Origin of the sequence: Pelagibacterium xiamenense, from assembly GCF_021166475.1 — a bacterium.
GTDB lineage: Bacteria > Pseudomonadota > Alphaproteobacteria > Rhizobiales > Devosiaceae > Pelagibacterium > Pelagibacterium xiamenense.
On the sequence record NZ_JAJOYS010000002.1, the window covers coordinates 409,285 to 433,635 of the forward strand.

General features: G+C 63.6%; 22 protein-coding genes. 10 read left to right on the plus strand and 12 right to left on the minus strand.

Annotated elements, in window-relative coordinates; translation table 11 throughout:
* Positions 1-43: 43 nt before the first annotated feature.
* A complete protein-coding gene (locus tag LSG43_RS09925; protein ID WP_231803629.1) occupies positions 44-499 on the minus strand; it encodes an ankyrin repeat domain-containing protein in 456 nt (151 codons plus the stop codon).
* A gap of 5 nt (positions 500-504) precedes the next feature.
* A complete protein-coding gene (locus LSG43_RS09930) occupies positions 505-927 on the minus strand; it encodes a secondary thiamine-phosphate synthase enzyme YjbQ (protein ID WP_231803631.1) in 423 nt (140 codons plus the stop codon).
* A gap of 195 nt (positions 928-1,122) precedes the next feature.
* On the opposite strand from LSG43_RS09930, the gene LSG43_RS09935 reads away from it, so the two are divergent.
* Positions 1,123-1,476: a hypothetical protein gene (locus LSG43_RS09935; protein ID WP_231803633.1), complete on the plus strand. Its 354-nt coding sequence runs from the start codon at positions 1,123-1,125 to the stop codon at positions 1,474-1,476.
* A gap of 131 nt (positions 1,477-1,607) precedes the next feature.
* The gene (locus LSG43_RS09940) at positions 1,608-3,857 is read left to right on the plus strand and encodes an OmpA family protein (RefSeq protein WP_231803635.1); all 2,250 of its coding nucleotides are present in this window, start codon (positions 1,608-1,610) and stop codon (positions 3,855-3,857) included.
* 44 nt (positions 3,858-3,901) lie between these two features.
* Here the strand turns inward: LSG43_RS09940 and LSG43_RS09945 are convergent, their stop codons facing one another.
* The gene (locus tag LSG43_RS09945) at positions 3,902-4,516 is read right to left on the minus strand and encodes a GyrI-like domain-containing protein (RefSeq protein ID WP_231803637.1); all 615 of its coding nucleotides are present in this window, start codon (positions 4,514-4,516) and stop codon (positions 3,902-3,904) included.
* 102 nt (positions 4,517-4,618) lie between these two features.
* Here LSG43_RS09945 and LSG43_RS09950 point away from each other — a divergent pair, with 102 nt between their 5' ends.
* Together LSG43_RS09950 and LSG43_RS09955 are read left to right on the plus strand one after the other, a co-directional pair.
* Positions 4,619-5,266, plus strand: a complete 648-nt coding sequence (locus LSG43_RS09950; RefSeq protein ID WP_231803639.1) for a tellurite resistance TerB family protein — start codon at positions 4,619-4,621, stop codon at positions 5,264-5,266.
* A gap of 74 nt (positions 5,267-5,340) precedes the next feature.
* Complete coding sequence (locus LSG43_RS09955) at positions 5,341-5,556, plus strand: hypothetical protein (RefSeq protein WP_231803641.1); 216 nt, start codon at positions 5,341-5,343, stop codon at positions 5,554-5,556.
* Here the strand turns inward: LSG43_RS09955 and LSG43_RS09960 are convergent.
* Complete coding sequence (locus tag LSG43_RS09960) at positions 5,545-5,829, minus strand: HlyU family transcriptional regulator (RefSeq protein WP_231803643.1); 285 nt, start codon at positions 5,827-5,829, stop codon at positions 5,545-5,547. The two genes, LSG43_RS09955 and LSG43_RS09960, sit on opposite strands and share 12 nt — an antisense overlap.
* Positions 5,830-5,958: 129 nt before the next feature.
* Positions 5,959-6,534, minus strand: coding sequence for a TetR/AcrR family transcriptional regulator (locus LSG43_RS09965; RefSeq protein ID WP_231803645.1), 576 nt, complete (start codon positions 6,532-6,534; stop codon positions 5,959-5,961).
* A gap of 78 nt (positions 6,535-6,612) precedes the next feature.
* Here LSG43_RS09965 and LSG43_RS09970 point away from each other — a divergent pair, with 78 nt between their 5' ends.
* A complete protein-coding gene (locus tag LSG43_RS09970) occupies positions 6,613-7,011 on the plus strand; it encodes a hypothetical protein (protein ID WP_231803647.1) in 399 nt (132 codons plus the stop codon).
* 43 nt (positions 7,012-7,054) lie between these two features.
* Here LSG43_RS09970 and rpoD read toward each other — a convergent pair whose 3' ends face one another.
* From rpoD to LSG43_RS09990, 4 genes are all read right to left on the minus strand, one after another.
* Positions 7,055-9,103 carry an RNA polymerase sigma factor RpoD gene (rpoD, locus tag LSG43_RS09975; protein ID WP_231803649.1) on the minus strand — a complete coding sequence of 683 codons (2,049 nt, stop codon included), beginning with the start codon at positions 9,101-9,103 and terminating at the stop codon, positions 7,055-7,057.
* Positions 9,104-9,312: 209 nt separating this feature from the next.
* Entirely contained in the window at positions 9,313-11,229 is a 1,917-nt protein-coding gene (gene dnaG, locus LSG43_RS09980; protein ID WP_231803651.1) for a DNA primase, read from the minus strand.
* 71 nt (positions 11,230-11,300) lie between these two features.
* On the minus strand, positions 11,301-11,903 hold the full coding sequence (locus LSG43_RS09985) for an HdeD family acid-resistance protein (protein ID WP_231803653.1): 603 nt from the start codon (positions 11,901-11,903) through the stop codon (positions 11,301-11,303).
* A gap of 52 nt (positions 11,904-11,955) precedes the next feature.
* Positions 11,956-12,408 (minus strand): GatB/YqeY domain-containing protein, encoded by a 453-nt coding sequence (locus LSG43_RS09990; protein ID WP_231803655.1) that lies wholly within the window; start codon positions 12,406-12,408, stop codon positions 11,956-11,958.
* 280 nt (positions 12,409-12,688) lie between these two features.
* Here LSG43_RS09990 and carA point away from each other — a divergent pair, with 280 nt between their 5' ends.
* The gene (gene carA / locus LSG43_RS09995; protein ID WP_231803657.1) at positions 12,689-13,882 is read left to right on the plus strand and encodes a glutamine-hydrolyzing carbamoyl-phosphate synthase small subunit; all 1,194 of its coding nucleotides are present in this window, start codon (positions 12,689-12,691) and stop codon (positions 13,880-13,882) included.
* A 30-nt stretch (positions 13,883-13,912) separates the two neighbouring features.
* On the opposite strand, the gene LSG43_RS10000 is transcribed toward carA, so the two are convergent.
* Positions 13,913-14,425, minus strand: coding sequence for a cupin domain-containing protein (locus LSG43_RS10000; protein WP_231803659.1), 513 nt, complete (start codon positions 14,423-14,425; stop codon positions 13,913-13,915).
* Between the two features lie 239 nt (positions 14,426-14,664).
* On the opposite strand from LSG43_RS10000, the gene LSG43_RS10005 reads away from it, so the two are divergent.
* Positions 14,665-16,653, plus strand: a complete 1,989-nt coding sequence (locus LSG43_RS10005) for a bifunctional 2',3'-cyclic-nucleotide 2'-phosphodiesterase/3'-nucleotidase (RefSeq protein ID WP_231803661.1) — start codon at positions 14,665-14,667, stop codon at positions 16,651-16,653.
* A 46-nt stretch (positions 16,654-16,699) separates the two neighbouring features.
* Here the strand turns inward: LSG43_RS10005 and LSG43_RS10010 are convergent, their stop codons facing one another.
* On the minus strand, positions 16,700-17,602 hold the full coding sequence (locus LSG43_RS10010; protein ID WP_231803662.1) for an alpha/beta fold hydrolase: 903 nt from the start codon (positions 17,600-17,602) through the stop codon (positions 16,700-16,702).
* Between the two features lie 118 nt (positions 17,603-17,720).
* On the opposite strand from LSG43_RS10010, the gene LSG43_RS10015 reads away from it, so the two are divergent.
* Together LSG43_RS10015 and LSG43_RS10020 are read left to right on the plus strand one after the other, a co-directional pair.
* A complete protein-coding gene (locus LSG43_RS10015) occupies positions 17,721-19,355 on the plus strand; it encodes an acyl-CoA dehydrogenase family protein (RefSeq protein ID WP_231803664.1) in 1,635 nt (544 codons plus the stop codon).
* Between the two features lie 69 nt (positions 19,356-19,424).
* Positions 19,425-19,880: a GNAT family N-acetyltransferase gene (locus tag LSG43_RS10020; protein ID WP_231803666.1), complete on the plus strand. Its 456-nt coding sequence runs from the start codon at positions 19,425-19,427 to the stop codon at positions 19,878-19,880.
* 9 nt (positions 19,881-19,889) lie between these two features.
* On the opposite strand, the gene LSG43_RS10025 is transcribed toward LSG43_RS10020, so the two are convergent.
* Positions 19,890-20,726 carry an aldo/keto reductase gene (locus tag LSG43_RS10025; protein ID WP_231803668.1) on the minus strand — a complete coding sequence of 279 codons (837 nt, stop codon included), beginning with the start codon at positions 20,724-20,726 and terminating at the stop codon, positions 19,890-19,892.
* A 269-nt stretch (positions 20,727-20,995) separates the two neighbouring features.
* Here LSG43_RS10025 and carB point away from each other — a divergent pair, with 269 nt between their 5' ends.
* Positions 20,996-24,307: a carbamoyl-phosphate synthase large subunit gene (carB, locus tag LSG43_RS10030; RefSeq protein ID WP_231803670.1), complete on the plus strand. Its 3,312-nt coding sequence runs from the start codon at positions 20,996-20,998 to the stop codon at positions 24,305-24,307.
* The last annotated feature ends 44 nt before the right edge of the window (positions 24,308-24,351 follow it).

The following is a 24,351-nucleotide window of genomic DNA, read 5'->3' on the forward strand; positions in this document are numbered from 1 at the left end:
CTATTGCCCTTGTGCGGGCCGGTCCGGGCCCTGTCAAGCCGGACTACAGCATGGCGTCGATGAGATTGAGGACCTCTGCCCGCCGGTCGAGCGGCCCCGCGCAGACTGCATCGCGCACCGTATCGCCCTCAGGCGTTGCATGGCGCACGTCGGCACCCGCAGCGATTAGCATGCGCACCATAGGCGCGTCACACCAGCCTGCCGCATTCATCAGCGCCGTCCGTCCGTTGTCCGATTGCCGTTCGAGATCGGCGCCACCGGCGATCAGGACGCTCAGGACCTCGACCCCTCCGCGCGGTCCTGTCGCAAGATAGATGAGCGGATGTCCGTCGCGGTTGACCGCATCCGGATCGCCGCCCGCATCGAGGTAGCGCTGCACCGCCGCGGCATCGTCATCCCGGACCGCGTCCACGGTTTCGAGCTCCTCGGCATGACGCGGCTGACACGCCCAAAGCGCCATCATCGCCACACCCACAGCGACAGTGCGCGCCGGACCCATTGCCCTCAATCCTCCCCCAGAACGTGCAGCACGACCGAGCGGCTGTGCGGCGCGCGGCGATGCTCGAAAAGGTAAAGTCCCTGCCAGGTGCCCAGAACCATACGCCCCGCGCTGATCGGCACGCCAATCGATGTCTGGGTGAGTGCCGCCTTGATATGTGCGGGCATGTCGTCCGGTCCCTCGGTGGTGTGCACCAGCCAATCCATGCCCTCGGGCACAAGGCGCCGGAAAAACCCCCGCAGATCGGTCTGCACGTCCGGGTCGGCATTTTCCTGGATGATGACCGACGCCGAGGTATGGCGGACAAAAACCGTCAAAAGGCCCGTCGCGATCGCGCTGTCGGCAACCGCACGCGCCGCCTCGCGCGTGAACTCGTAAAGCCCCTCCCCGCGCGTTTCGATGCTGATCCGGTGCTGAGTCTGCCGCATGCGGCGCATCCTACCAGAATCTCTCCGGCCTCCCCAACGGGAACTCAAGGCCACGATTAACGTTTTGAGCACATACGGGGTCTGGCGCAAGCGATCTGCAAAAAAGCTGCCCGCCGGCTCCCGCGATGCCGAAGCAATAGCTTGCCCTTCGAAACCAACGGAAAACGCTTCGGCAAACCCACGAGGAGACCAGAGATGGCTGATATCGATCGCGATTTGCACGACCGCCGGTACGAAGAGAAACGCGTTTATTCGACCGGCGGTAGCGCAGCCGGATGGTGGATCGCCGGCGTTCTTGCGCTTGCGGTGCTCATCATCGGGTTCATTGCCTTGAGCGGCGGGAACCCCGCACCGGTTGAAGGGACGGCGGACCCTGCGGCAGGCACTGCGCCCATAACGGAAACCGCGCCCATGACCGAAACCGCTCCGATGACGGAACAGGCCCCCGCTGCCGAACCGGCACCGATGACCGAGACTGCACCTGTCGAAGCCGCTCCGGCTGAAAGCTCGGCGGTACCGGCGACCGAAGAGGCGGTTCCGGCGCAGTAACGACCGTCCGATGGCGCGCGGCTCGGACATGAACCGCGCGTTCACTTTGCGCTCATGCGCACATCTCTATGACCGGGCAAACTGAAAGCTCGGCGAAAATCCGACCGCCGGGGGGCCAAGGAGACATTCAAATGAATATAAGGAACTTGCTGTTGGCCGGCACGGCGGCGACCGCGCTTGCCGCGCCGATCCCGTTTGCGTACGCCCAATCGGGCAGTACCGGGGCTTTGCTCCCCGAACAATGCCAGAACCTCGCGCCTGAAGAAATCGAAGCCTGCTTGGCAGAGCTCGGCCTGACCCTTCAGGACAGCGAGGAAGACCCCGCATCCCAAGAGACGGAGCAGGCTCCCCAGGAGGCCGAGGAGTCTCCAGCCGAAGCGGAGCAGACCATGCCGGAGATGCTCCAGGAAGAGCCTGCCGAAGAGGAGGCAGAGGCAGAGGCTGAAGCAGAAGCTGATGTCGAAGCAGAGGCGGAAGCTGAGGCCGAATTGGAACCCGAGGCCGGGTCGTCCGGGCAGATGCTCCTTCCCGAACAGTGTCAGAATGTAGCGCCCGAAAACGTTCAGGCCTGCATCGAAGGCCTCCTAAGCGACGAAGACGCGCAAGCGTCAGACGCAGAGGCGGAAGCAGAGGCAGAGGCGGAGGCAGAGGCAGAGGCAGATCCCGCCCCCGAAGCCGCGCCTGATGAAGAAGCCCAGCCGGAAGACCTGCCAGAAATGCTTATGGAGCCTGAAGCTGGCGCGCCCGACGAAGAGCCGGCTGAGGAAGCTCCTGAACCTCGGGAACGTCCCGAATCCTTGGAAGCGCCCGACAGCGACGAAATGCAGGTTCTCGAACCAGAGGCCGAAGCCCCGGCAGACAACGGTGCCCCTCAGGGGCTCGCAGCCGCTGCTGACGCATACGCATCCGCGGCGTCCGAATTCCGTGCCGCCGTCGAAACCGGCGGCGATGTCGCCGCAGCACGGGAAAACCTCCTCGCAGCGCAATCAGAGCTTGAATCCGTCTGCGCCGCGGTCGGCATGGACGATCTCGAGGTATGCCTTGCGACCTTCGGCATTCGCGCCGACATCGTCTCATCGTCCGAAATCGAGGCCGCGGCGGACGTCGAGGCCGAGGCGGAAGGCCGCGCTGACGCGGAATCCGAGGCGCAGCCCGCCGAAGAAACCGAAGCCGGCCCTCTTGAGGAGGGCATACTTGGTGAGGTCCTGCCCGAAGGCGTCGAATCCGATGCGGTCGCGCCGCTCCTCGACAGCGCGAAAGATGCGCTGACCGGCGGGGAGGAACCCACCCCCGAAACACCGGCCGAACCCCAAACGGAAGAGCAGGCCCAGGAGCCGGCGCCCGCGCCCCAATCGGACGCCGAGGCCCAGTCGTTCCTTGGGGATATCGACATTGAGCCCATCACGGCCGAGGAGGGCACCCGCCGCGAGGAAACGGTGGTGATCGAGGACGATGACGCCGAGGCCGACGCGGAGGTAGTCGGACGGGTACAAAGCGACGTTCCGCAAAACCTCAACGTCATCGAACAGCGCGGTCTTTCGCTCGTCTTCGAATTCAACAACCACCTTTATATCGATACGCCCGATACCGACCGGCTCTACTACGAGAATGACGAGGACTACTATATCGAGGATCTGCCCAACGGCCGCACGCGCGAGGTCATTGTGCGCGCGGACGGCAGCCGGATCGTCACCGTCCGCGACCGCTACGGCGAGATCGTCCGCCGCTCGCGCATCGAGCCGGACGGCACGGAAATCCTCCTCGTTTACGTCGACGAGCGCTACAACCGCTATGACGAGCGGGGCTATTGGATCGATCCGGGCAGCCAGCTGCCACCGCTGGTGCTCACCATCCCGCCGCAGGACTATGTGCTCGATGCGAGCGCTGCGGACGCCGAACGGGTGGAGCAATTCCTCTACCAGCCGCCCGTCGAGCAGATTCAGCGCTCCTACACCCTCGACGAGGTCAAGCGTTCCGCCCGTATCCGCGACATGGTGCGCCGGCTTGAGATCGGCGATCTGACGTTCGCGACCGACAGCGCCGCGATCCCGCCCGACCAGGTCCAGGCGCTCTCGGCGGTCGCCAACGCCATGCTCGACCTTCTGGAGCAGAACCCGGGGGAAACCTTCCTCATCGAAGGGCATACCGACGCGGTCGGCAACGATCTTTACAATCTCGAATTGTCCGATCGCCGCGCCGAATCCGTGGCCTACGCCCTGACCCGGGTCTACGGCATTCCCGCCGAGAACCTTGCGACCCAGGGCTATGGCGAGCGTTACCTCAAGGTGAACACGCCTTTCGAGGAGCGCGTCAACCGCCGCGTCACGATCCGCCGCATCACGCCGCTGATCACCCCGGTCGCTCAGGCCCCGGCGGGCTGACGTCCAAATAAGCAAGAAGAAGAGGCGGGCCGGTGCCCGCCTTTTCATTTCACCGGCTGGCGCAGGATCGTCCTGAGCTTTTCCGGCGCCACCCGGCGCGGGTCGGAAAGATAGATCTCGTGATGCTTTCCTGTGAGCGAAAACCCGTGCCGTTCGATGGCCTCTTCATGCATCTTTGCAATCAGCGGTCCTTCCTCGTCATAACTGCCCGTATGAAGCGCCTGGATCGCCCGCCCCTCCTCGAAGAGTTCCACCCTGAGTTTATCGAGTGCCGCAGGCGCCTTTTTCTCCCGCGTCCTGGTGATGGCGTCATCGATCATGCGCGGCCCCACCCATTCGGGCACCATCAGCATCATCGTCCAGGGCCATTTGTCCTTGTCCCGCGCCGCAAAGGCCGTCATGTCCCGGCTCCACCAGAGCCCCTCGAGCGGCGGCACCGCATAGTCCTTGTCGAGCTGCGTCTTGCTTGCAAACTTGAGCGCATAGGCGACAGCGTAGAGCGTTGCGACCGCATCGGCATAGCTTGACGCGGTGTTGGGATCGCCTTGCCCGTCGATCATCAAAAAACGCATGGGCGGGACGTCGACCAGATGGATACCCCTGGCCTTCGTTGGGCCATAGAAGGCCTTCAAACTCTTCTTGAAATCGACCTTGTCCATACGCGACTCCGATACGCACAGGGCCGATTTTACGAAGCGCGTTAAATCTTCGAAAGGTGCGTTGCGGCCCGTCCCCGCATTTCCTATCTGCAGGGAACCGCAATGAAAAAAGCTGGAGCCCAGGGCAAAATGTTCGACATCGACAAGATCGTGACGGCACTCAGGACCGATCCCAACATGCAACGTACCGCCGGGGCCGGCGCGGCTGGGCTTGCCGCGGGCATGCTTCTGGGCGGCGGCGGTCTGGGCAAACTCGCCAAATACGGCGCCCTCGCCGCTGTGGGCGGTCTGGCCTATAGCGCCTGGCAGAAAAGCCAGCAGAACAAAACGCCGCAAGGCGACACCCCGCCCACCGACGAGCGCTTCATTCCGCAGGCCCCGAGCGAGCGGGAAGCCCTGGGCAGAACCCTCGTCCGCGCCATGATCGCCGCGGCAAAGGCCGACGGCCGCGTCGATGCGGACGAAAAAGAGCGTATTTTCGGACGCCTCGAAGCCATGGATCTGTCGGCGGAGGAAAAAGCCTTCGTTTTCGACGAACTCGCCACCCCGCTTGACCTCGACGCCGTCGTCCGAGGCGCCGATACGCCTGAGCATGCCGCCGAAATCTACGCCGCTTCGCTGGTTGCGATCACCGCCGACACCGCAAGCGAGCGCGCCTATCTCGAAACCCTGGCAAACCGGCTCAAGCTGCCCGCGGCGCTGGTTACGGAAATCCACGCGGCCGCCGACGCGGAAAAAGCCGCGCCCTGATTTCACCGCCCCGAAGGAACCCGACACCGCCCTTGGCGGTTATTCCGACATCGCCAGAATCAGGATTAGCGGGAATGACCTATCTCGACCCCAATCAGACTCGCTCCGAGCGGGTCGATATCGGCAAATGGATCGTGCGCGTCCTTGCCGGGCTCATCCTTGTCTTTTTGGGCTGGTATGCGTTCACCGTGGGAACGGACCGCCACGGCAGCCCCGAGATCGTCTCCAATCCGGGCGACGTGCAGACGACCGAGTCCCCGCTCGTCGACGCCCCGCCTTTAGCGGAATAGTCCCGCACCCTGTTCCTTGATGAGCTGGCGGCCCTTGCCCAGGGTCGCCACGATCGCGTCTTCCTTGGACGCGAACTTGTCCGCGCGGATGAACTTGTAGATCTTGAGCTCGCCATCGACCTCCTTTTCGATGGTGCCGGCGATCTGATACTCCCCGCCGGCCTGCATCAGCACGGCCTTTATGGTGTACCCTTCATGCTCCTCATGCGCGTCGACCTTGGGCGTTGCGGGCTTCTTGTCTCCACCCCCGAACAGCGATTTGAGAAACGACATCGCGCGCCTCCTTCTTGCAAAGTCTTGGTCCCGACACAGTCCGCTCAGGGTGTGCAGGGGAATTTTGACATAACGATAGAGGCTTTGGCCACGATCCGATAGGGGCGCGCATATTTTTGGAAGTGCCCTTCAGCGTTTTTGTGAGCCGGGCGTCTGCAACAGGGTCTCTAGCAGCCGTTTCAGTCGGGGTTCGATAGGCATGCCGCTTTGGCTGGCAAGCTGTTCCAGTCCAATCAGGGCTGCGTAAAAGATTTCAGCGCACGCAGTGGCAGCATCACGCTCGAACCCTTCTCGCACAAAGCATTTGGCAACAAAGGCGATTCGCTCGACATCTGCGCGCCGCAAGGTATCGCGTGCCACAGGGTCGAACCGCGCCCATTCTCGCAAAGCGCCCTCAGCTCCGGCACCCCCATAGGCATCAGGTGTGGCGCTGGCCTTAACAAGATATTCGAGCGCGTGCGCGCCACTGAGCCCCTTTTGCTCAATGATGTCGACGACCCGCAGTGTCGCCGCCTCGTGCCAATGCTCGAGCATGGCGCGTTTGAAAGCGGGAACATCCTGAAAATGCCAATAAAACGACCCCTTCGAAATACCTAGGGACCGCGCCAGCGCTTCGGCCCGCAATCCCGTGACACCCTCGGCCACAAGCGCGCGAAATCCCGCCTTGATCCAGTCTTCCGCCCCGAGTGCGTCCTTTTTGCTCATACCCTTCCATACGCCAGCGTATTGACATTGAAAAGGGCCCCTTGCACATACGGTGCCGTATGGACTGGAGAAACCACCATGAAGACCAACCCCTTCTTTGCTTTGACCGCCATTCTCTGCGGGCTCGTTGTTCCCATGCATGTGTTTGGCGGAGGCCCGGAATTTCCCGATATCGTCATCGCCAGTGGCCTCGATGGGAAACAATCAGCGATGTACATGATCCTCTGGCACGCGGTAACGGTGCTTCTCATTGGCAGCACAATCGTCTATGCCGCGGCGGCGCGGTCCGCACGGTTCAGGGCGGCAGTCCTCGTGGTCAACGGGCAGTTCTGCGCCATCGCCGTCCTGTTTCTGGCCTATGGAATGATGGATCTGGGAAGCATCTGGGTGCTCCCGCAATGGGTGTTGTTTTTCGCGCTTGCCGCCATCAGTGCACCCGGCTTCATTGCGCGCCGGAAAACAGGCGCTCTCGCCTGACCGAAACACAAAAAAGGCGGCTTCCAAGCCGCCTTTTTTGCCATCAGTTATCCAGGAAGCTGCGCAGCTTGCGGCTGCGGCTCGGATGCTTGAGCTTTCGCAGCGCCTTGGCCTCGATCTGCCGGATACGCTCGCGGGTCACCGAGAACTGCTGACCGACCTCCTCGAGCGTGTGGTCGGTGTTCATCCCGATGCCGAAGCGCATGCGCAGCACGCGCTCTTCGCGCGGCGTAAGCGAGGCGAGCACGCGCGTCGTCGTCTCGCGCAGGTTCGACTGGATCGCCGCATCGATGGGCTGAACCGCATTGGAATCCGGAATGAAATCCCCAAGGTTCGAATCTTCCTCGTCGCCGATCGGCGTTTCGAGCGAGATCGGCTCCTTGGCGATCTTGAGAACCTTGCGCACCTTGTCGAGCGGCATCTGCAGCTTTTCGGAAAGCTCTTCCGGCGTCGGCTCGCGGCCGATCTCATGCAGCATCTGACGCGAGGTGCGTACGATCTTGTTGATCGTCTCGATCATATGCACCGGAATACGGATGGTGCGCGCCTGATCGGCGATCGAGCGCGTGATCGCCTGCCGGATCCACCACGTGGCATAGGTCGAGAACTTGTAGCCGCGGCGGTATTCGAATTTGTCTACCGCCTTCATCAGCCCGATATTGCCTTCCTGGATGAGGTCCAGGAACTGCAGCCCGCGGTTGGTGTACTTTTTCGCAATCGAGATCACGAGCCGCAGATTGGCCTCCACCATCTCCTTTTTGGCGATGGCGGCTTCCTTCTCGCCCTTCTGCACCTTGTTCACGATACGGCGGAATTCCGCGATATCGAGGCCCGTCTCGGTGGCCAGGGTCTGAATCTCGCTACGCAGATCGTCGATTGTCGCGCGTTCCTTGGCGACGAAATCCGACCAGCCCTTCTCGGGCCGCTGGATCACTTTGTCGGTCCAGTCCGGATCGAGCTCCGAGCCGTAATAGGCGTTCAGGAACTCGTCGCGCTTGACCTTGTAGCTCTCGGCAAGCCGCAGCAGGCGGCCTTCATTGCGCACCAGGCGCTTGTTAATGTCGTAAAGCTGCTCGACGAGGCTTTCGATACGCGAATTGTTGAGGGCCAGCGACTTGACGTCGACAATGACCTCGTTGCGCCATTCTTCGAGCTTCTTGACTTCCTTGCTGTCGAGCGACTTGGCAGCGAGCTGCTCTTCGACGTGCTGGTCCTGCAGCTTGCGCATCTTGCCGTAGGTCTCGGCGATACGGTCGAAAGTCTCGACGACCTGCGGCTTAAGCTCAGCCTCCATGGCCGAAAGCGAGAGATTGTTCTCGTATTCGTCCTCGTCGTCGTCCTCTTCGCTCGAACCGGTCTCGCCCTCGGCGTTCTCTTCACCGTCCTTTTCAGCGGACTGCGTCCGGCCTGCTGCCGGCGCCGCGCGCTCTTCGGCTTCCTCTTCGTCCTCATTGGCGCCCGCGGACGGCTCTGCCATCTTGGCGTCCGGTCCGGCATAAGTCGCTTCGAGATCGATAATGTCGCGCAGCAGAATCTCGCCCTCCGCGAGCTGGTCGCGCCAGATGATGATGGCCTGGAACGTCAGCGGGCTCTCGCACAGCCCCGCGATCATCGTTTCGCGTCCGGCTTCGATCCGCTTGGCGATGGCGATTTCGCCCTCGCGGCTCAGAAGCTCGACCGAGCCCATCTCGCGCAGATACATGCGCACCGGGTCGTCGGTGCGATCCGAACCCGACTTCGCGTTCGAGGTGTTCGCCACCGCCGTGCCGGTCGTTGTGGCAATCTCGCCGGGCTCGTCATCGCTGGAATCGGCTTCGGCCTCTTCGACCTCGTCCTCGTCGATCACATTGATGCCCATATCCGAGAACATGGACATGATGTCTTCGATCTGCTCGGAGCTGACTTCCTCCGAAGGCAAGACCGAGTTGATCTCTTCATACGTCACATATCCGCGCTTCTTGGCGGTCTTGATCAGCTTCTTGACCGCGGCATCGGAAAGGTCGAGAAGAGGACCGTCGGGACCTTCCGCGCTGGATTCGGTCTTGGGATCGGCGTCTTGCTTGGTCTGGTTGGCTGCTGCCTTAATGGCCATGTATGCTCTCCTGAGCCGTGCCGCGTGCGGCACCGGTATCGTCACCCCGAGATGGTGCTTTGGGCTTTGCGCTCCAAGGGAATCGATTACGGTTAACAAAGAATGTTGTGTTCAATATCTTTGCACCGTTTAGGCCCGCTTCCGGCCTTCGCATATTGGCCCCGCATTGCCAACACGCAAAAACGCGCGGACACGAATCGCCTCGTTTTTTAGAGGCTCCGCGTCGCACGCCCGGATAGCGAACCAAATCCCTCGATCAATGCCTCTGTACCATCGACACTGGAAATCTGATTCTGGATGTCCCGCAGCCGTTCGAAAGCGTTTTCGCTCAGGTCTTCGCCTAGCGCCAATTCGGCTGCTTTGAGCTCCCTATTTAGTTGAACCGATTTGTAATGCAAGGCCAGCGCGTGTTTTAAACCGGTCTCTGCGTCACTTTGTGCGCTGTCGGCCTCGATCTGCCATACCCCCTGCCGCGCCAGAATCATCCGCATCTTTTCGAGAACCGGCCCGAAACCCCGCGCAATCAGCGCCTCATGGACCGCATTGGGCCCCAGATCCGGCTGCACCATGACGAGGTCGAGAAACGCCGCCATCGCCTGCCGCGCCGGCAGCGACTGGAACTCGATCTCCGCCAGCGCCTCGAAGCGCGATTGCGCCAGTTCGGGATGATTGACGAGGCTCATGACGATCACGGCCTCGCGCGGCATGATGTCCGGCGCCGCCGCCGATTGCTGCAGCCGTTTGCGCAGGGATTCGCTCACCAGCGTCCGCGGCGTCCCGCGCTGGCCGCCGCGCCGCTCGTAGTTCCCGCCCCGTCCGCGTCCCTGATAGGGCCTGCGCTGGTGGGAAAAGAGCGCCGAAAGCTTCTCGTCGAACGCCTGGCTATAGTGCCTGCGCACCGAAACGTCGCCGATCCGCCCGGCCCGGTCGCGCAGTCGCGCCTCGAGCGCCGCCCGCGCCTCCGGCGCCTCGGGAATGCCCCCCGCCGTCTCGAAGCCCCAGACCGCGTCCGCCAAAGGCCGCGCCCCGGCAATGAGGTCCTCGAACGCCTGCCGCCCACGCTGCTTGATGAGGTCGTCGGGGTCGAGCCCGTCCGGCAAGGTACAGATCGCCACCGATTTCCCCGGCTTGAGCATGGGCAGCGCGATATCGGCCGACCGCTCCGCCGCCCGCATCCCCGCGCTGTCCCCGTCAAAGCAGAGCACCGGAATGTCCGTCATCCGCCACAAAAGCGTCAGGTGATCCTCGGTCAGTGCCGTTCCCAACGGCGCCACCGCGCCTTCGAACCCCGCCGCAACCGCCGCGATCACGTCGAGATACCCCTCGACCACCACGATCGGCTTGCCGTCATATCCCGCCTGCCGCGCCGCCTGACCGTTATAGAGCGTCTGCCGCTTGTGAAAGAGTTCGGTTTCGGGCGAATTGAGATATTTCGCCGCCACATCCGCCGAAAGCGCCCGCCCGCCAAAGGCGATCACCCGTCCCCTGAAGTCCGTGATCGGAAACATCAGCCGGTTACGGAACCGGTCGTAAGGTACGGCGATATCCTCCCCGTGAACGAGCAATCCCGCCGCGATCATCTGCTCGAGCGTCACCCCGTTGGCGGCCAGGAACTCCTTGAGCCCGTTCCGGCTGTCGGGCGCGAACCCGATCCGGAACCGCTGCTGCATCGCCCCGGAGACACCGCGCTCCATCAGGTACCCGCGCGCCCGCGCGCCGACATTGTGCGCCAGCGCTTCGGTAAAATAGGTCGCGGCCATATCCATGACGTCGTAGAGCGACCGCCGCTCCGCGTCCCGCTTTTCCGCCCGCGCGTCCCGCTCAGGCATCGGCACGCCTGCCCGCCCCGCGAGCAATTCCACCGCCTCGGGAAAACTCATCCCCGTTTTTTCGGTCAGAAACCGGAAATGATCCCCGCTCGCCCCGCACCCGAAGCAGTGGTACCGCCCGCGCCGGTCGTCGGCATGAAAGCTGGGGCTTTTCTCGCCGTGAAACGGGCAGCACGCCCACATGTCGCCCTTGCCGGGCTGGGACTTGCGCTTGTCCCACACCACATGCTCGCCCACCACCTGCGTAATCGGCAGGCGGTTCCGGATCTCATCGAGAAAACTGTCGGAAAAGCGCATGACCTCTAAGTAGGAACGGCCCTACGCTTTGTCACGCGCCAATCCGTTGTCCACAGCTTATCCCCAGAGGATCAATGCCCGGTCTTGTAAAGCCGCCACGCCAGTCCGAACAGGCCGATGGCGAAAACCATCAACAGAATGCCGCCCACCATGACGAGCGCAGCCGCAGCCTCCAGCGGCCAGAAGATCAGCAAGAGCCCGAAGAGCACGTATAGCGTACCCGAGAGCAGCACAGGCCAGATCTTGGCGTAATGCTCGCGCTCGCGAACGATGACCACGATTTCCATCGCCCCGACCAGGATAGCCTGGAACGCCACGAGAAAGACGAGGAACGTCGCTGTGATCAGCGTTCCGAGCAGCGGGCTGATCAGAATGAGCACGCCCACGAGGATCGAGAGCGCGTTGCGGATGACGTCGAACCAGAAATTCCCGGTCTTGCCGCCCCCGAAAGTGATCGACCACAGCCCCAGAACCCCGTCCACCACGAACAGCGCCGCGGCGACCGTGGTGAGGATGAGAAGTGCCATGCCCGGGAAAAACAGGGCATAAAGCCCGGCAAGCAGCATCAGAACGCCGCGCAGCCCGGTCAGGATCGACGGCATACGCGAGGAGGATTTGGTGTCCGGCATAAGAGTGGCCCCCAACAGCCCGTTATCGACAACAGGGAGCATCATAGGCGAGCACACCACGCTCGCCAATGCAAAAATACTTACACTTTTCAGAGCATTAGGCGCCGAGCTGCGCCTTCACCTGCTTGGAGGCCTTCCCGAAATCGATCTGTCCGGGATATTTCGCCTTGAGCACGCCCACGACCTTGCCCATATCCCGCAGCCCTTCCGCTCCGGTTTCCGCGATCGCCGCCTTGATCGCCGCATCGACCTCTTCCTCGCTCAGGGGCTTGGGCAGGAATTCCTTGATGATCTCCATTTCCTCGCGTTCCTGGGCCTCGAGCTCGGCGCGTCCGGCCTCCGCGTAGATCCCCGCGGATTCCTCGCGCTGCTTCACCATCTTCTGGAGCAGCGCCATAATGTCTTCATCGCTGATCCCGTCCTTGCCCTCGCCGCGCGCGGCGATTTCCCGGTCCTTGATGGCCGCGTTGATGAGGCGAAGCGTCGTCGTCCGGCGCGCATCGCGGGCCTTGATCGCATCCTTCATGGCTGCGTTGATCTTCTCGCGCATGCTCTGGTCCTTCCGCGTGAAATTTCGTGGCGCGAGCATATACCCAAGCGCGATAGCTATGCCAACCTCTGCATCACTGGCGCGTGATTTTCTCTAACTCATTGAAAAACATGGGTTTCCATTTTCATATCGCCTGTTGACCGGCGCCCGGCCTTCCCTTAGTTTCCGCCGGACTCACGTTGACCGGGTTGAACACGCGCGCGAGAGGCATATTTGCCGCTTCGGTTGCACCCGCGCGCCCGGCGTCGGCGACGTGCCTTACACCATAGGAGAAGATCCCGTGTCCGGTTGGCAAGAAACCCCCTCCACCGCTGTCCTCATCCTGCGCGACGGAACGCGCCTCGAGGGGCGCGGCATCGGTGCCGTGGGCGCATCGGCCGGCGAGGTCTGCTTCAACACTGCGATGACGGGCTATCAGGAAATCCTGACCGACCCCTCATACGCGGGCCAGATCATCACCTTCACCTTCCCCCATATCGGCAATGTCGGCGCCAACGACGAGGATATCGAGACCGTCAACATGGCGGGCGCCTCCGGCGTCCGCGGCGCGGTCCTCAAGGCCGATATCACCAACCCGTCCAACTACCGCGCAGCCGAAAAGCTCGACGCCTGGCTCAAGAAGCGCGGCATCATCGGCATTGCGGGGCTCGATACCCGTGCGCTCACCGCGCTCATCCGTGAAAAAGGCATGGCCGACGCGGTCATCGCCCACGCCCCCGACGGTCGGTTCGACGACGCCGCGCTCAAGGCCGAACTCGATGCATTCCCCGGCCTCGAAGGGCTTGATCTCGCCAAGGAAGTCTCGACCACTCAGACCTACAAGTGGGACGAAACCCGCTGGCGCCACGGCGAAGGCTACGGCCGCGTCGAAGACCCCCAGTTCCACGTCGTCGCCATCGATTTCGGCGCCAAGCGCAACATCCTGCGCTGCATCGCCGACCAGGGCGTGCGCGTCACAGTCGTCCCGGCAACCGCGACCGCCGAGGACGTCCTCGCACACAATCCCGACGGCATCTTCCTCTCCAACGGCCCCGGCGACCCCGCCGCAACCGGCGACTACGCCGTGCCGACCATCAAGGCGCTCATCGAAACCGGCAAGCCGGTCTTCGGCATCTGCCTGGGCCATCAGCTCCTCGCCCTCGCCCTCGGTGGCCAGACCGTCAAGATGCACCAGGGTCACCACGGCGCCAACCATCCGGTCAAGGACCTCACCACCGGCAAGGTCGAGATCACCTCGATGAACCACGGTTTCGCGGTCGACAGCGACAGCTTGCCCGCGGGCATAACGCAGACCCACGTCTCGCTCTTCGACGGCTCCAACGCCGGCCTCGCGGTCGAGGGCAAGCCGATCTTCTCGGTGCAGTACCACCCCGAGGCCAGCCCCGGTCCCCACGACGCCCACTACCTCTTCACGCGGTTCCTCAACCACGTCCGAGAGCAGAAGGGCATCGAGAAGGCAGCCGAGCACGCATAGCGCATTCAGGCAGGGGCGCTGCCCCTGCCGCTAAACCCACGCCTCGAGCATGGGCCCTTTTTCTCCGGAAACCGGATCGGTGATCGGCGTCGCGACCTCGGCGATCCGCGCGTCCGCCGCCGGGCGCTCGCCGGCCTCGCCGCGCATCATGTCCCATTGCTGCCCCGGGGGATAGGCGCCGACAACGAGGAAATCGGCGCTCGATTCCTCCCGCTTGTGTGCAACACCGGCAGGAATGATCACCACATCCCCGGCCGCAACCGTCAGCGTTTCCCCCTTCGGCCCGCCAAACGTAACCCGTGCGCTGCCGGACGCCACGCCCAGCACCTCATGCGCCGTCGAATGATAATGATGGTAGGTGAAGATCGATGCCCGCCACTGCGGCGGCCATCCGTTCTCCCCGAAAAGCTGCTCGAACGCCTCCGGCGAGACGGTGCGCTCAGCCAATGCCTTGCGATAGACCATCAGCGGAAACCGGCTGTTGGGAAATCGCCCGTCATCGGCAAGGCTGATCTCGGTCACGTCCTCAATACGTCCCGGCATGGCGTACTCCCCCATTTCCTGTGCTTGGCATCGAAACAGGCAACGGCACCCGCAGCGAACCGTTCCTTGTTCTGAACGCCGAACCGAAATTTGACCAATCGATAAAAAAGGCGCTTACTTCGCGCCGGCGCGTCATCCTGCCGTCACGCAACTGCGGCATGGGGAGCGAATTCCGCGCCGGACCGCCGCACCTCGGCGATCCCAGCAAAAAAACCGATACGTCCATCAGGAGGGACATCATGAACTTCTTTTCCTCCATCTCGCGCCGGGCATTTCTCGCCGGCAGCGCCAGCGTCGGCGCAGCTGCCGTCGTCATGCACCCGTTCGCGGTCATGGCACAATCGCGCCAGGCCCATCTGCGCATCATGGAAACGACCGACATCCACGTCGCCATCATGCCCTATGACTACTACGCCGATGCCCCCAATGACACGCTCGGCCTCGCGCGTACCGCTTCGATCGTCGAAGGCATCCGCGCCGAAGCCGGCAACGCCATCCTTCTCGACAATGGCGACACCATTCAAGGCAACCCCTTGGGCGACTACGTCGCCTATGAGCGCGGCGTCGACGGTTCCGACCTGCACCCCACCATCGCGGCCATGAACACCCTGGGCTACGACGCGGGCACCATCGGCAACCACGAATTCAACTACGGCCTTGAGTTCCTCGACGCCTCGCTGGCCGGCGCGCAGTTCCCGGTCGTCCTTGCGAACGTCGTCAAGGGCACCGAACTCGGCGACGATCCGCTCGCCGACGACACACTCTATACCCCCTATGTCATCCTCGAGCGCGAACTCACCGACGGCGCTGGTGAAACCCACCCGATCAAGATCGGCGTCATCGGCTTCACCCCGCCCCAGATCCTGACCTGGGACGGCGCACACCTCAATGGCAAGGTCGTTGTGCGCGACATCGTGGAAACCGCCGAGGCCTATGTCCCCAAAATGAAGGAAGAAGGCGCCGATATCGTCATCGCGCTTTCCCACTCCGGCATTAACGGCGAAGGCTACGTGCCGGGCATGGAAAACGCCTCGCTCTACCTCGGCGGCGTCGAGGGCATCGACGCGATCCTCACCGGCCACCACCACCTCGTCTTCCCCGGCCCCGACTATGCCGACGTCGAAGGCGCCGATATCGAGAATGGCACCCTCATGGGCACGCCCGCCGTCATGGCCGGCTTCTGGGGCAGCCATATGGGCCTTATCGACCTGCTGCTCGAAAAGGGTGACGACGATACCTGGTCGGTGCTCTCGCACACCTCGGAAGCCCGCCCGATCTTCGAGCGTGTCGATCGTGAGGTGAACCCGCTGGTGGAATCCGACGCCGACGTCGTCGCCTCGGTCGAAACCGCGCACCAGGAAACCCTCGACTACATCCGCCGCGCCGTGGGTGAAACCGCCGCGCCGCTCCACTCCTATTTCGCGCTCGTCGCCGACGACCCGTCCGTCCAGATCGTCAACATTGCTCAGAAATGGTACATGGAGCAGATGGCGCCCGGTACCGAGATGGAGGGTTTGCCGATCCTCTCCGCTGCCGCACCCTTCAAGGCCGGCGGCCGTGGCGGCCCGACCTATTATACCGACGTCCCCGTCGGCCCGGTCGCCATCAAGAACGTCGCCGATCTCTACCTCTATCCCAACACCATCCAGGCGGTGAAAATCACCGGCGCCGACGTCAAGAACTGGCTCGAGCGCTCGGCCGGGATTTTCAACCAGGTCGAGCCCGGCGCTACCGACGCCCCGCTCATCAACCCCGAATTCCCGTCCTATAATTTCGACGTGATTGACGGGGTGACCTACAAGATCGATCTCACCCAGCCGTCCAAATATTCCTCGGACGGATCTGAGGAGATCAATCCGGACGCAAACCGCATCGTCGATCTGATGTTTGATGGCGCGCCGATCGATCCTGACCAGGAATTCCTCGTCGCCACCAACAACTACCGCGCCGGCGGCGGCGGTTCCTTCCCGGGCATCGGCCCGGACAAGGTCGTCTTCATCGGCCCGGACACCAATCGCGACATCATCGTGCGCTATATCGTCGAGCAGGGCACCATCAACCCGGCCGCCGACAGCAACTGGTCGCTCGCGGAAATCGGTGACACCTCCGTCCTGTTCGAAACCGGCCCCGCCGCCGAACAGCACGTCGCCGACGTCACCGCCATCGCGATCGAGCCGACGGGCGAAACCACCGAACTCGGCTTCGGCGTCTACCGCATCGCGCTGTAAGCGCTGCGTTTGAGCCGACACACAAAGGCGGGCCCCGGCCCGCCTTTTACACCGCGCCGGCCCCGGCCAGAAACGCCTTGGCATACCCGGTAACGGCATCGGTGGCTTCGAGCATCAGGTTGTAGTGGTTGGTGCCCGGAATGATCGCCAGCTGGTTCTGCGTCGGGCGCAACGAACCATCGATCCCCGCATCGCGCGTGCCGCCGCCGAAGAGCTTGTAGATTTCGGCGATGTGCCCGGGGTCCATCATGTCGGCATCCGCAAAGATCAACAGGGTCGGCGCCTGTATGCCGGCCACGTCCTCGGACCAGTCATAAGGTCCCTGGTTCATCTCGCCGGTCTTGCGGAACATCCTTTCCCAGTCGACATCGGGATACATCTCGGCGAGAGGCGACTGGGCCACGTTCTGTCCGATCTGCGCCGCCATTTCCGGCATGGCATCGAACTGGTGCTGAACCTCGGGATAATTGCCCCTGTCGTGCACGTTTTTCGAAATGACGACAAGCTTGCCGACGAGGTCGGGATGACGGATGGCCGTCTGAAGGGCAACGCCGCCGCCGGCCGACATTCCCATGAAATCGACCTTTTCGATGCCGATTTCCTCGAGCAGGGCGGCAACGTCATCGGCCATCAGCTCATAACTCCAGGGCGTGTCGGCGTCGGTGCTGAAGCCATGTCCACGCAAGTGTATTGCGATCACCTGCCGCTCCTCGGCCATCGCCGCCAGCGGCGCGCCGAAAAAATCCGAGGGATTGACGCCGCCATGCAGCATGACCAGCGGCTCCCCTGCCCCGTGGATCTCGTAATAGAGTTCGACCCCGTTGACGGGGACATGCGCGGCGGTCGTCGGTGCGCTCATGGCGGATGGTCCTTGTGCCTGGGTTGTCATGGGGACTGCGGCAGCGAGGGTCGCCGCGACGGTAAGGGTGGTTGTCAGGTGCTTGAACACGATAGCCTCCTTATTCGTAACCAAACAGCTATATAACTAATTGGCTATAGTCAAGCATCGTGTTGACACTCCCGCCCCACAGGCGTCCACTCATGGATAAAGTCCGGGAGGACCGACCATGTGCGCCTTTCGCCCACAGACCGACCTTGCGACCCACGCGGTTGAAAACCAGCCCGCCCTCCGCGGCGATCTCCCGCTCTGGGAGGCCGATGCCCCGCTCAAGGCCGCGCTCGAAGGCGCCGCGCCCGAGACGGGTTTCGCCCCGGAATCGCTCGCCGGCGTCATCGGCATGGCAGATAGGGTTGCCGCCGGGCACCGCCTCGCCACGGGCCCCGGGCCCGAATTGCACACCTTCGATACCGCTGGCCGCCGCATAGACACCGTCCTTTACCCCGACGGCTACCACGCCCTCATGCGCGAAGGCATGGGCGCCGGCTACGCCGCACTTCCCTGGACCACCAACGCCTCCGGCGGCCACCCGGCCCACGCGGCGATGGTCTACCTGATGGCCCAGGTCGAGCCCGGCGTCTGCTGCCCCATGACCATGACCTACGCCGCCATCCCCGCGCTTTCGAAGGGCGACGGTCTCGCGGCGATCCTCAAATCCCTCGCCCTCAACCGCGCCTACGACGAAACCGACGAACCGCTTGAGCACAAGCACGGCGCCACCGTCGGCATGGCCATGACCGAAAAACAGGGCGGCTCCGATGTCCGCGCCAACGCAACCCGCGCCGAACCCGCCAATGGCGCCTACCGGCTCACCGGCCACAAATGGTTCTGCTCGGCCCCCATGTCCGACGCCTTCCTGACCCTCGCACAGCTCCCCGAAGGCCTCACCTGCTTCCTCGCCCCGCGCTGGCGCCCCGACGGTACCCGTAACGCCATCCATCTGATGCGGCTCAAGAACAAGCTCGGTAACCGCGCCAATGCGTCGGCCGAAATCGAATACGCCGGCGCCTACGCCGAAATACTCGGCGAGCCCGGCGACGGCGTCCGCACCATTCTCGAAATGGTCCACCACACCCGCCTCGATACCGCCATTGCCCCCGCGGGGCTCATGCGCCGCGCTTTGAGCGAAGCCAGATACTGGACAGAGAACCGCTCCGCCTTCGGCAAACGGCTCATCGACCAGCCCCTGATGCAGACGCTTCTCGCCGACCTTGCGCTCGAATGGCTCGGCGCCCTCGCCGCCGGCATGCGCACCGCCTGGGCGTTCGACCGTTCGGGCACCGACGAAACCGAACGCGCCTTCGCCCGCCTTGCGGTGGCGCTCACCAAATACTGGAACAACAAGCGCTGCCCGCTTGTCACAGTCGAAGCCATGGAGGTGATCGGTGGCATGGGATTCATCGAAGACACCCCCATGCCCCTCCTTTACCGCGAGGCGCCGCTCAACGGCATCTGGGAAGGCTCGGGCAACGTCATCTGCCTCGACGTCCTGCGCACCCTCGCCAAGGCCCCCGAAGCCTTCGAGGCCCTGCGCGCCGAACTCGAGGCCGCCCGCGGCATATCCACCGCCTACGACGCCGCGCTCGATGGTGCCTACGCCGAACTCAAATCCGCCACCGAATCCGCCGCCCGCCGCATAACCGAGCGCCTCGCCCTCCTCCTCCAGGCCGCGATTCTCTTAAAGCAACCCGACCCCTTCCCCGGCGAAATCTTCGCCCGGACCCGCCTCGGCGGCGATTGGGGCCACACCCTGGGCACCCTCCCCGCCGGCACCGACGCCGCACGGCTCGCCGCGATGATCTGACCCAGCGTCTCGTCAAGACCGCCCAACAGCGCTAGGAGAGATCGTCACAGTTTCCAAAAGCGCCTTCCCATGACAGATCTCGCCTTCCGCCCCGCCGCCCTCGACGACCTCCCATTCATCGTCGGCCTCATCCACGAAGACAGCGTCGTCGACTCCGGCGAAGACCCGGACCCCATGGCAAGGCCTTACCGCAACGCCTTCGCCACAATCGCTGCCGACCCCAACCAGCTCCTCGTGATCGCCGAGATCGACGGCACGCCGGTCGGCACCTTCCAATTGACCTTCACCCCCGGCATCGCCCGCCAGGGCCAATGGCGCTGCACCATCGAAGCGGTCCACGTCGCCCCGTCCCACCGCAACAAGGGCATCGGCGCGGCGATGATGGAGTGGGCCTGCGAAACCGCAAAGGCCCGCGGCTGCGGCCTCGCTCAGCTCACCTCCAACAAGCTGCGCAAGGACGCCCACCGCTTTTACACCCGCATCGGCTTCGCCCAGACCCACGAGGGCTTCAAGCGCGCCCTCTAGGGCGCCAGACTAAAAGAGGTTGCTCATCTCCGCTGGCTCCGGCAGCGTCTTGCCGTCCGCCGAATCCAGCGCCCCGATCCGCGCCATCTCCTCGCTGCTCAATTCGAAATCGAACACCGCGATGTTTTCCCGGATACGCGACGGCGTCACCGATTTGGGCAGAACGATCAGCCCCTGCTGAACGTGCCAGCGGATAATCACCTGCGCGATCGACTTCCCGTGCGCCGCAGCGATCGCCCCGATCTCGGCGTCCGCCAACACCGCGCCGCTCCCTAGCGGGCTGTAGCTCTGGATCGCCACATTGTGCCGCGTGTGGAAGTCCCGCACGTCGCGCTGCTGGTAATAGGGGTGCAGTTCAAGCTGATTGACCGCCGGCAGCACGCCCGTCTCCGCCGCGAGCCGCTCGATATGCTCGGGCAGGAAGTTCGAGACCCCGATCGACCGCACCCGGCCCTGCTTCTGCAGCTCGACGAACGCCTTCCACGTATCCACGTACCGGTCGTGCATGGGGACCGGCCAGTGGATGAGGAACAGGTCGAGATAGTCGAGCCCCAGCCGCCCCATCGATTCGTCGAACGAGCGCATGGTGCTGTCATAGCCCTGATGGCTGGTGCGCTCCTTGGTGGTGATGAACAGCTCCTCGCGCGGCACCGCCGCCTCGCGCACCGCCCGTCCGACGCCTTCCTCGTTGCCATAGGCCTGCGCGGTATCGATATGCCGGTACCCCGCCGCAATCGCCTCGGCGATTACGCGCGGCGTATCCGCATCCTCGGTCCGCCAGACGCCCAGCCCGATCTGCGGAATGGTGTTGCCATCATTGAGTTCGATAAGCGGTTGCTGCGTCATGCCGCCCTCCATATGCGTTCGCGATGTCATGAAAATCCGGCGCGCCGCACCGGAAGAAAATGGTTTCCCGTACTCTATCGCATGGGCGTCAGATTGCCACCCCCGGCGCCGCCCGAACCGGGAAGCGGCACAATCGAACAAAGAATCCGCCCTGGACGCTGGAAATCCCCGATTGCTTGGTCTAAGGAGACCGCCTAGCCGAGAGAGTCACTGACCCTTCCCGCGCGGCACACCCGTGCCGCCGCGCTAGGTCCCGCACGAGAACCAAGATGCCCAAACGCACAGACATCAAATCCATCCTCATCATCGGGGCTGGACCGATCATTATCGGCCAGGCCTGCGAGTTCGATTATTCCGGCACCCAGGCCTGCAAGGCGCTGCGCGAGGAAGGGTACCGCATCATCCTGGTCAACTCGAACCCCGCGACGATCATGACCGACCCGGACATGGCCGACGCGACCTATGTCGAGCCCATCACCCCCGAGGTCGTCGCCAAGATCATCGAAAAGGAGCGCCCGGACGCGCTCCTGCCCACGATGGGCGGCCAGACCGCGCTCAACTGCGCGCTCTCGCTCAACAAGATGGGCGTCCTCGAAAAATTCGGCGTCGAAATGATCGGCGCCAACGCCGAAGCCATCGACAAGGCGGAAGACCGCGAGCTGTTCCGCACCGCCATGCACAAGATCGGCCTCGCGACCCCGGCGTCCGAACTCGCCCATTCGCTTCCCGAGGCCCTCGCCGCGCTTGAGAAGGTCGGCCTGCCCTGCATCATCCGCCCGTCCTTCACCCTTGGCGGCACCGGCGGCGGCATCGCCTATAACCGCGAAGAATTCATCGACATCATCGAATCCGGCATCGACGCATCGCCCACCAACGAAGTGCTGATCGAGGAATCCGTCCTCGGCTGGAAAGAGTACGAAATGGAGGTTGTCCGCGACAAGAAGGACAACTGCATCATCGTCTGCTCGATCGAGAACATCGACCCGATGGGCGTCCACACCGGCGATTCGATCACCGTTGCCCCCGCGCTGACGCTGACCGACAAGGAATACCAGATCATGCGCGACGCCTCGCTGGCCGTCCTGCGCGAGATCGGTGTCGAAACCGGCGGGTCCAACGTCCAGTTCGCCATCAATCCCGAGGACGGCCGCATGATCGTCATCGAGATGAACCCGCGCGTGTCGCGCTCCTCGGCCCTTGCCTCGAAGGCCACCGGCTTCCCCATCGCCAAGGTCGCCGCGCGGCTCGCGGTCGGCTATACGCTCGATGAGCTCGAGAACGACATCACCGGCGGCGCCACCCCGGCCTCGTTCGAACCGACCATCGACTACGTCGTCACCAAGATCCCCCGTTTCGCCTTCGAGAAATTCCCCGGCGCCGACAGCCGCCTGACCACCTCGATGAAATCGGTCGGCGAAGCCATGGCCATTGGCCGTTCCTTCCCCGAATCCTTCCAGAAGGCCCTGCGCTCGCTCGAAACCGGCCTCACCGGTTTGAACGAGATCGGCATCCCCGGCCTGGGCGAAGGCGACGACAAGAACGCCGTTCGCGCCGCGCTCGGCACCCCGACGCCCGACCGCATCCTGTGGGTCGCCGAAGCCATGCGGCTTGGCTACGACCATAAGATGATCCACGAGGCCTGCCGCATCGACCCGTGGTTCCTCGAGCAGTTCCAGGCCATCGTCGACACCGAAGCGAAGGTCCGCGAGTTCGGCCTGCCCGAAACCGCCGGCGCCATGCGCCAGTTGAAGGCCATGGGCTTTTCCGACGCGCGCCTCGCCGAACTGACCGGCAAGACCGCCAAGGAGGTGCTCAACCACCGCACCGGCCTCGGCGTCCGGCCCGTTTATAAGCGCATCGACACCTGCGCCGCCGAGTTCGCTTCGCCCACCGCCTACATGTATTCGACCTATGAGACGCCCTTCGCGGGCGCCCCCGCCGACGAGGCCCGGCCGTCCGACAGGAAGAAAGTCGTCATCCTCGGCGGCGGCCCCAACCGCATCGGCCAGGGCATCGAGTTCGACTATTGCTGTTGCCATGCCGCCTTCGCGCTGTCGGAGGCCGGCTACGAGACCATCATGGTCAACTGCAACCCCGAAACCGTCTCGACCGACTACGACACCTCCGACCGGCTCTATTTCGAGCCGCTCACCGAAGAGGATGTCATTGAAATCCTCACCACCGAAAAGGACAACGGCACGCTCCACGGCGTCATCGTCCAGTTCGGCGGCCAGACGCCGCTAAAGCTCGCTTCCGCCGTCGAGCGCGCCGGCGTACCCATCCTTGGGACCCAGCCCGAAAAGATCGACCTCGCCGAAGACCGCGACCAGTTCATGAAGCTCCTGAACCGGCTCGATCTGACCCAGCCGAAAAACGGCATCGCCTATTCGCTCGAACAGGCGCGTCTCGTGGCCGACGGCCTGGGCTTCCCGCTCGTCATCCGCCCCTCCAACGTGCTCGGTGGCCGCGCAATGGTCATCTGCCATTCCTCCGAGGAGTTCGAGCGCTACGTCCAGTCGACCCTCACCGAGCTCGTGCCCCCCGAAATCCGGCACAGATACCCCAACGACAAGACCGGCCAGATCAACTCGGTGCTCGCCAACAATCCGCTGCTCTTTGACAGCTACCTCGAAGGCGCCGTCGAAATCGACGTCGATTGCCTCTGCGACGGCACGGACGTCTTCGTCGCAGGGATCATGGAACACATCGAGGAGGCCGGCATCCACTCGGGCGACAGCGCCTGTTCGCTGCCTCCGCGGTCGCTGAGCCCCGGGATTATCGAAGAGCTCAAGCGCCAGGCGGCCGCCATGGCCCGTGGCCTCAACGTCGGCGGGCTGATGAACGTCCAGTTCGCTTTGAAGGACAACACCCTCTACGTCCTCGAAGTGAACCCCCGCGCCTCGCGCACGGTGCCGTTCGTCGCCAAGGTCATCGGCCACCCCATCGCCAAGATCGCCTCGCGCATCATGGCCGGAGAGCCGCTTGCCGCCTTCAACCTCGTCGAACGCGACATCAGGCACATCGGCATCAAGGAAGCCGTCTTCCCCTTCTCGCGCTTCCCCGGCGTCGATACCGTGCTCGGCCCGGAAATGAAGTCGACCGGCGAAGTCATCGGCCTCGATACCGACTTTGCCATCGCCTTTGCCAAGTCCCAGCTCGGCGCGGGCTCCAAGGTCCCCAAGGAGGGCACGGTCTTCGTCTCGGTCCGCGACGACGACAAGCCCGGCATGATCGAGCCTGTCCGCCAGCTCGCCCAGGCGGGCTTCAAAATCATCGCCACCGGCGGCACCCAGCGTTACCTCGCTGAAAACGGCATCGAGTGCACCAAGATCAACAAGGTCCTCGAAGGCCGCCCGCACATTGTCGACGCCATCAAGAACGGCGAGGTGCAACTGGTCATCAACACCACCGACGGCATCAAGGCGGTCTCCGACAGCCGCGACATCCGCCGCGCCGCACTGCTTTCCAAGGTGCCCTATTACACCACCATCCCCGGCGCCACCGCCGCGGTCGAGGGCATCGTCGCCTATAGCGGCGGCAACCTGACCGTCAAACCGCTGCAGGACTATTTCGCCGCGTAAGGCTGGGCCGAGGCGGCATTGAGTACGCATCTTGCGGTCCGCAG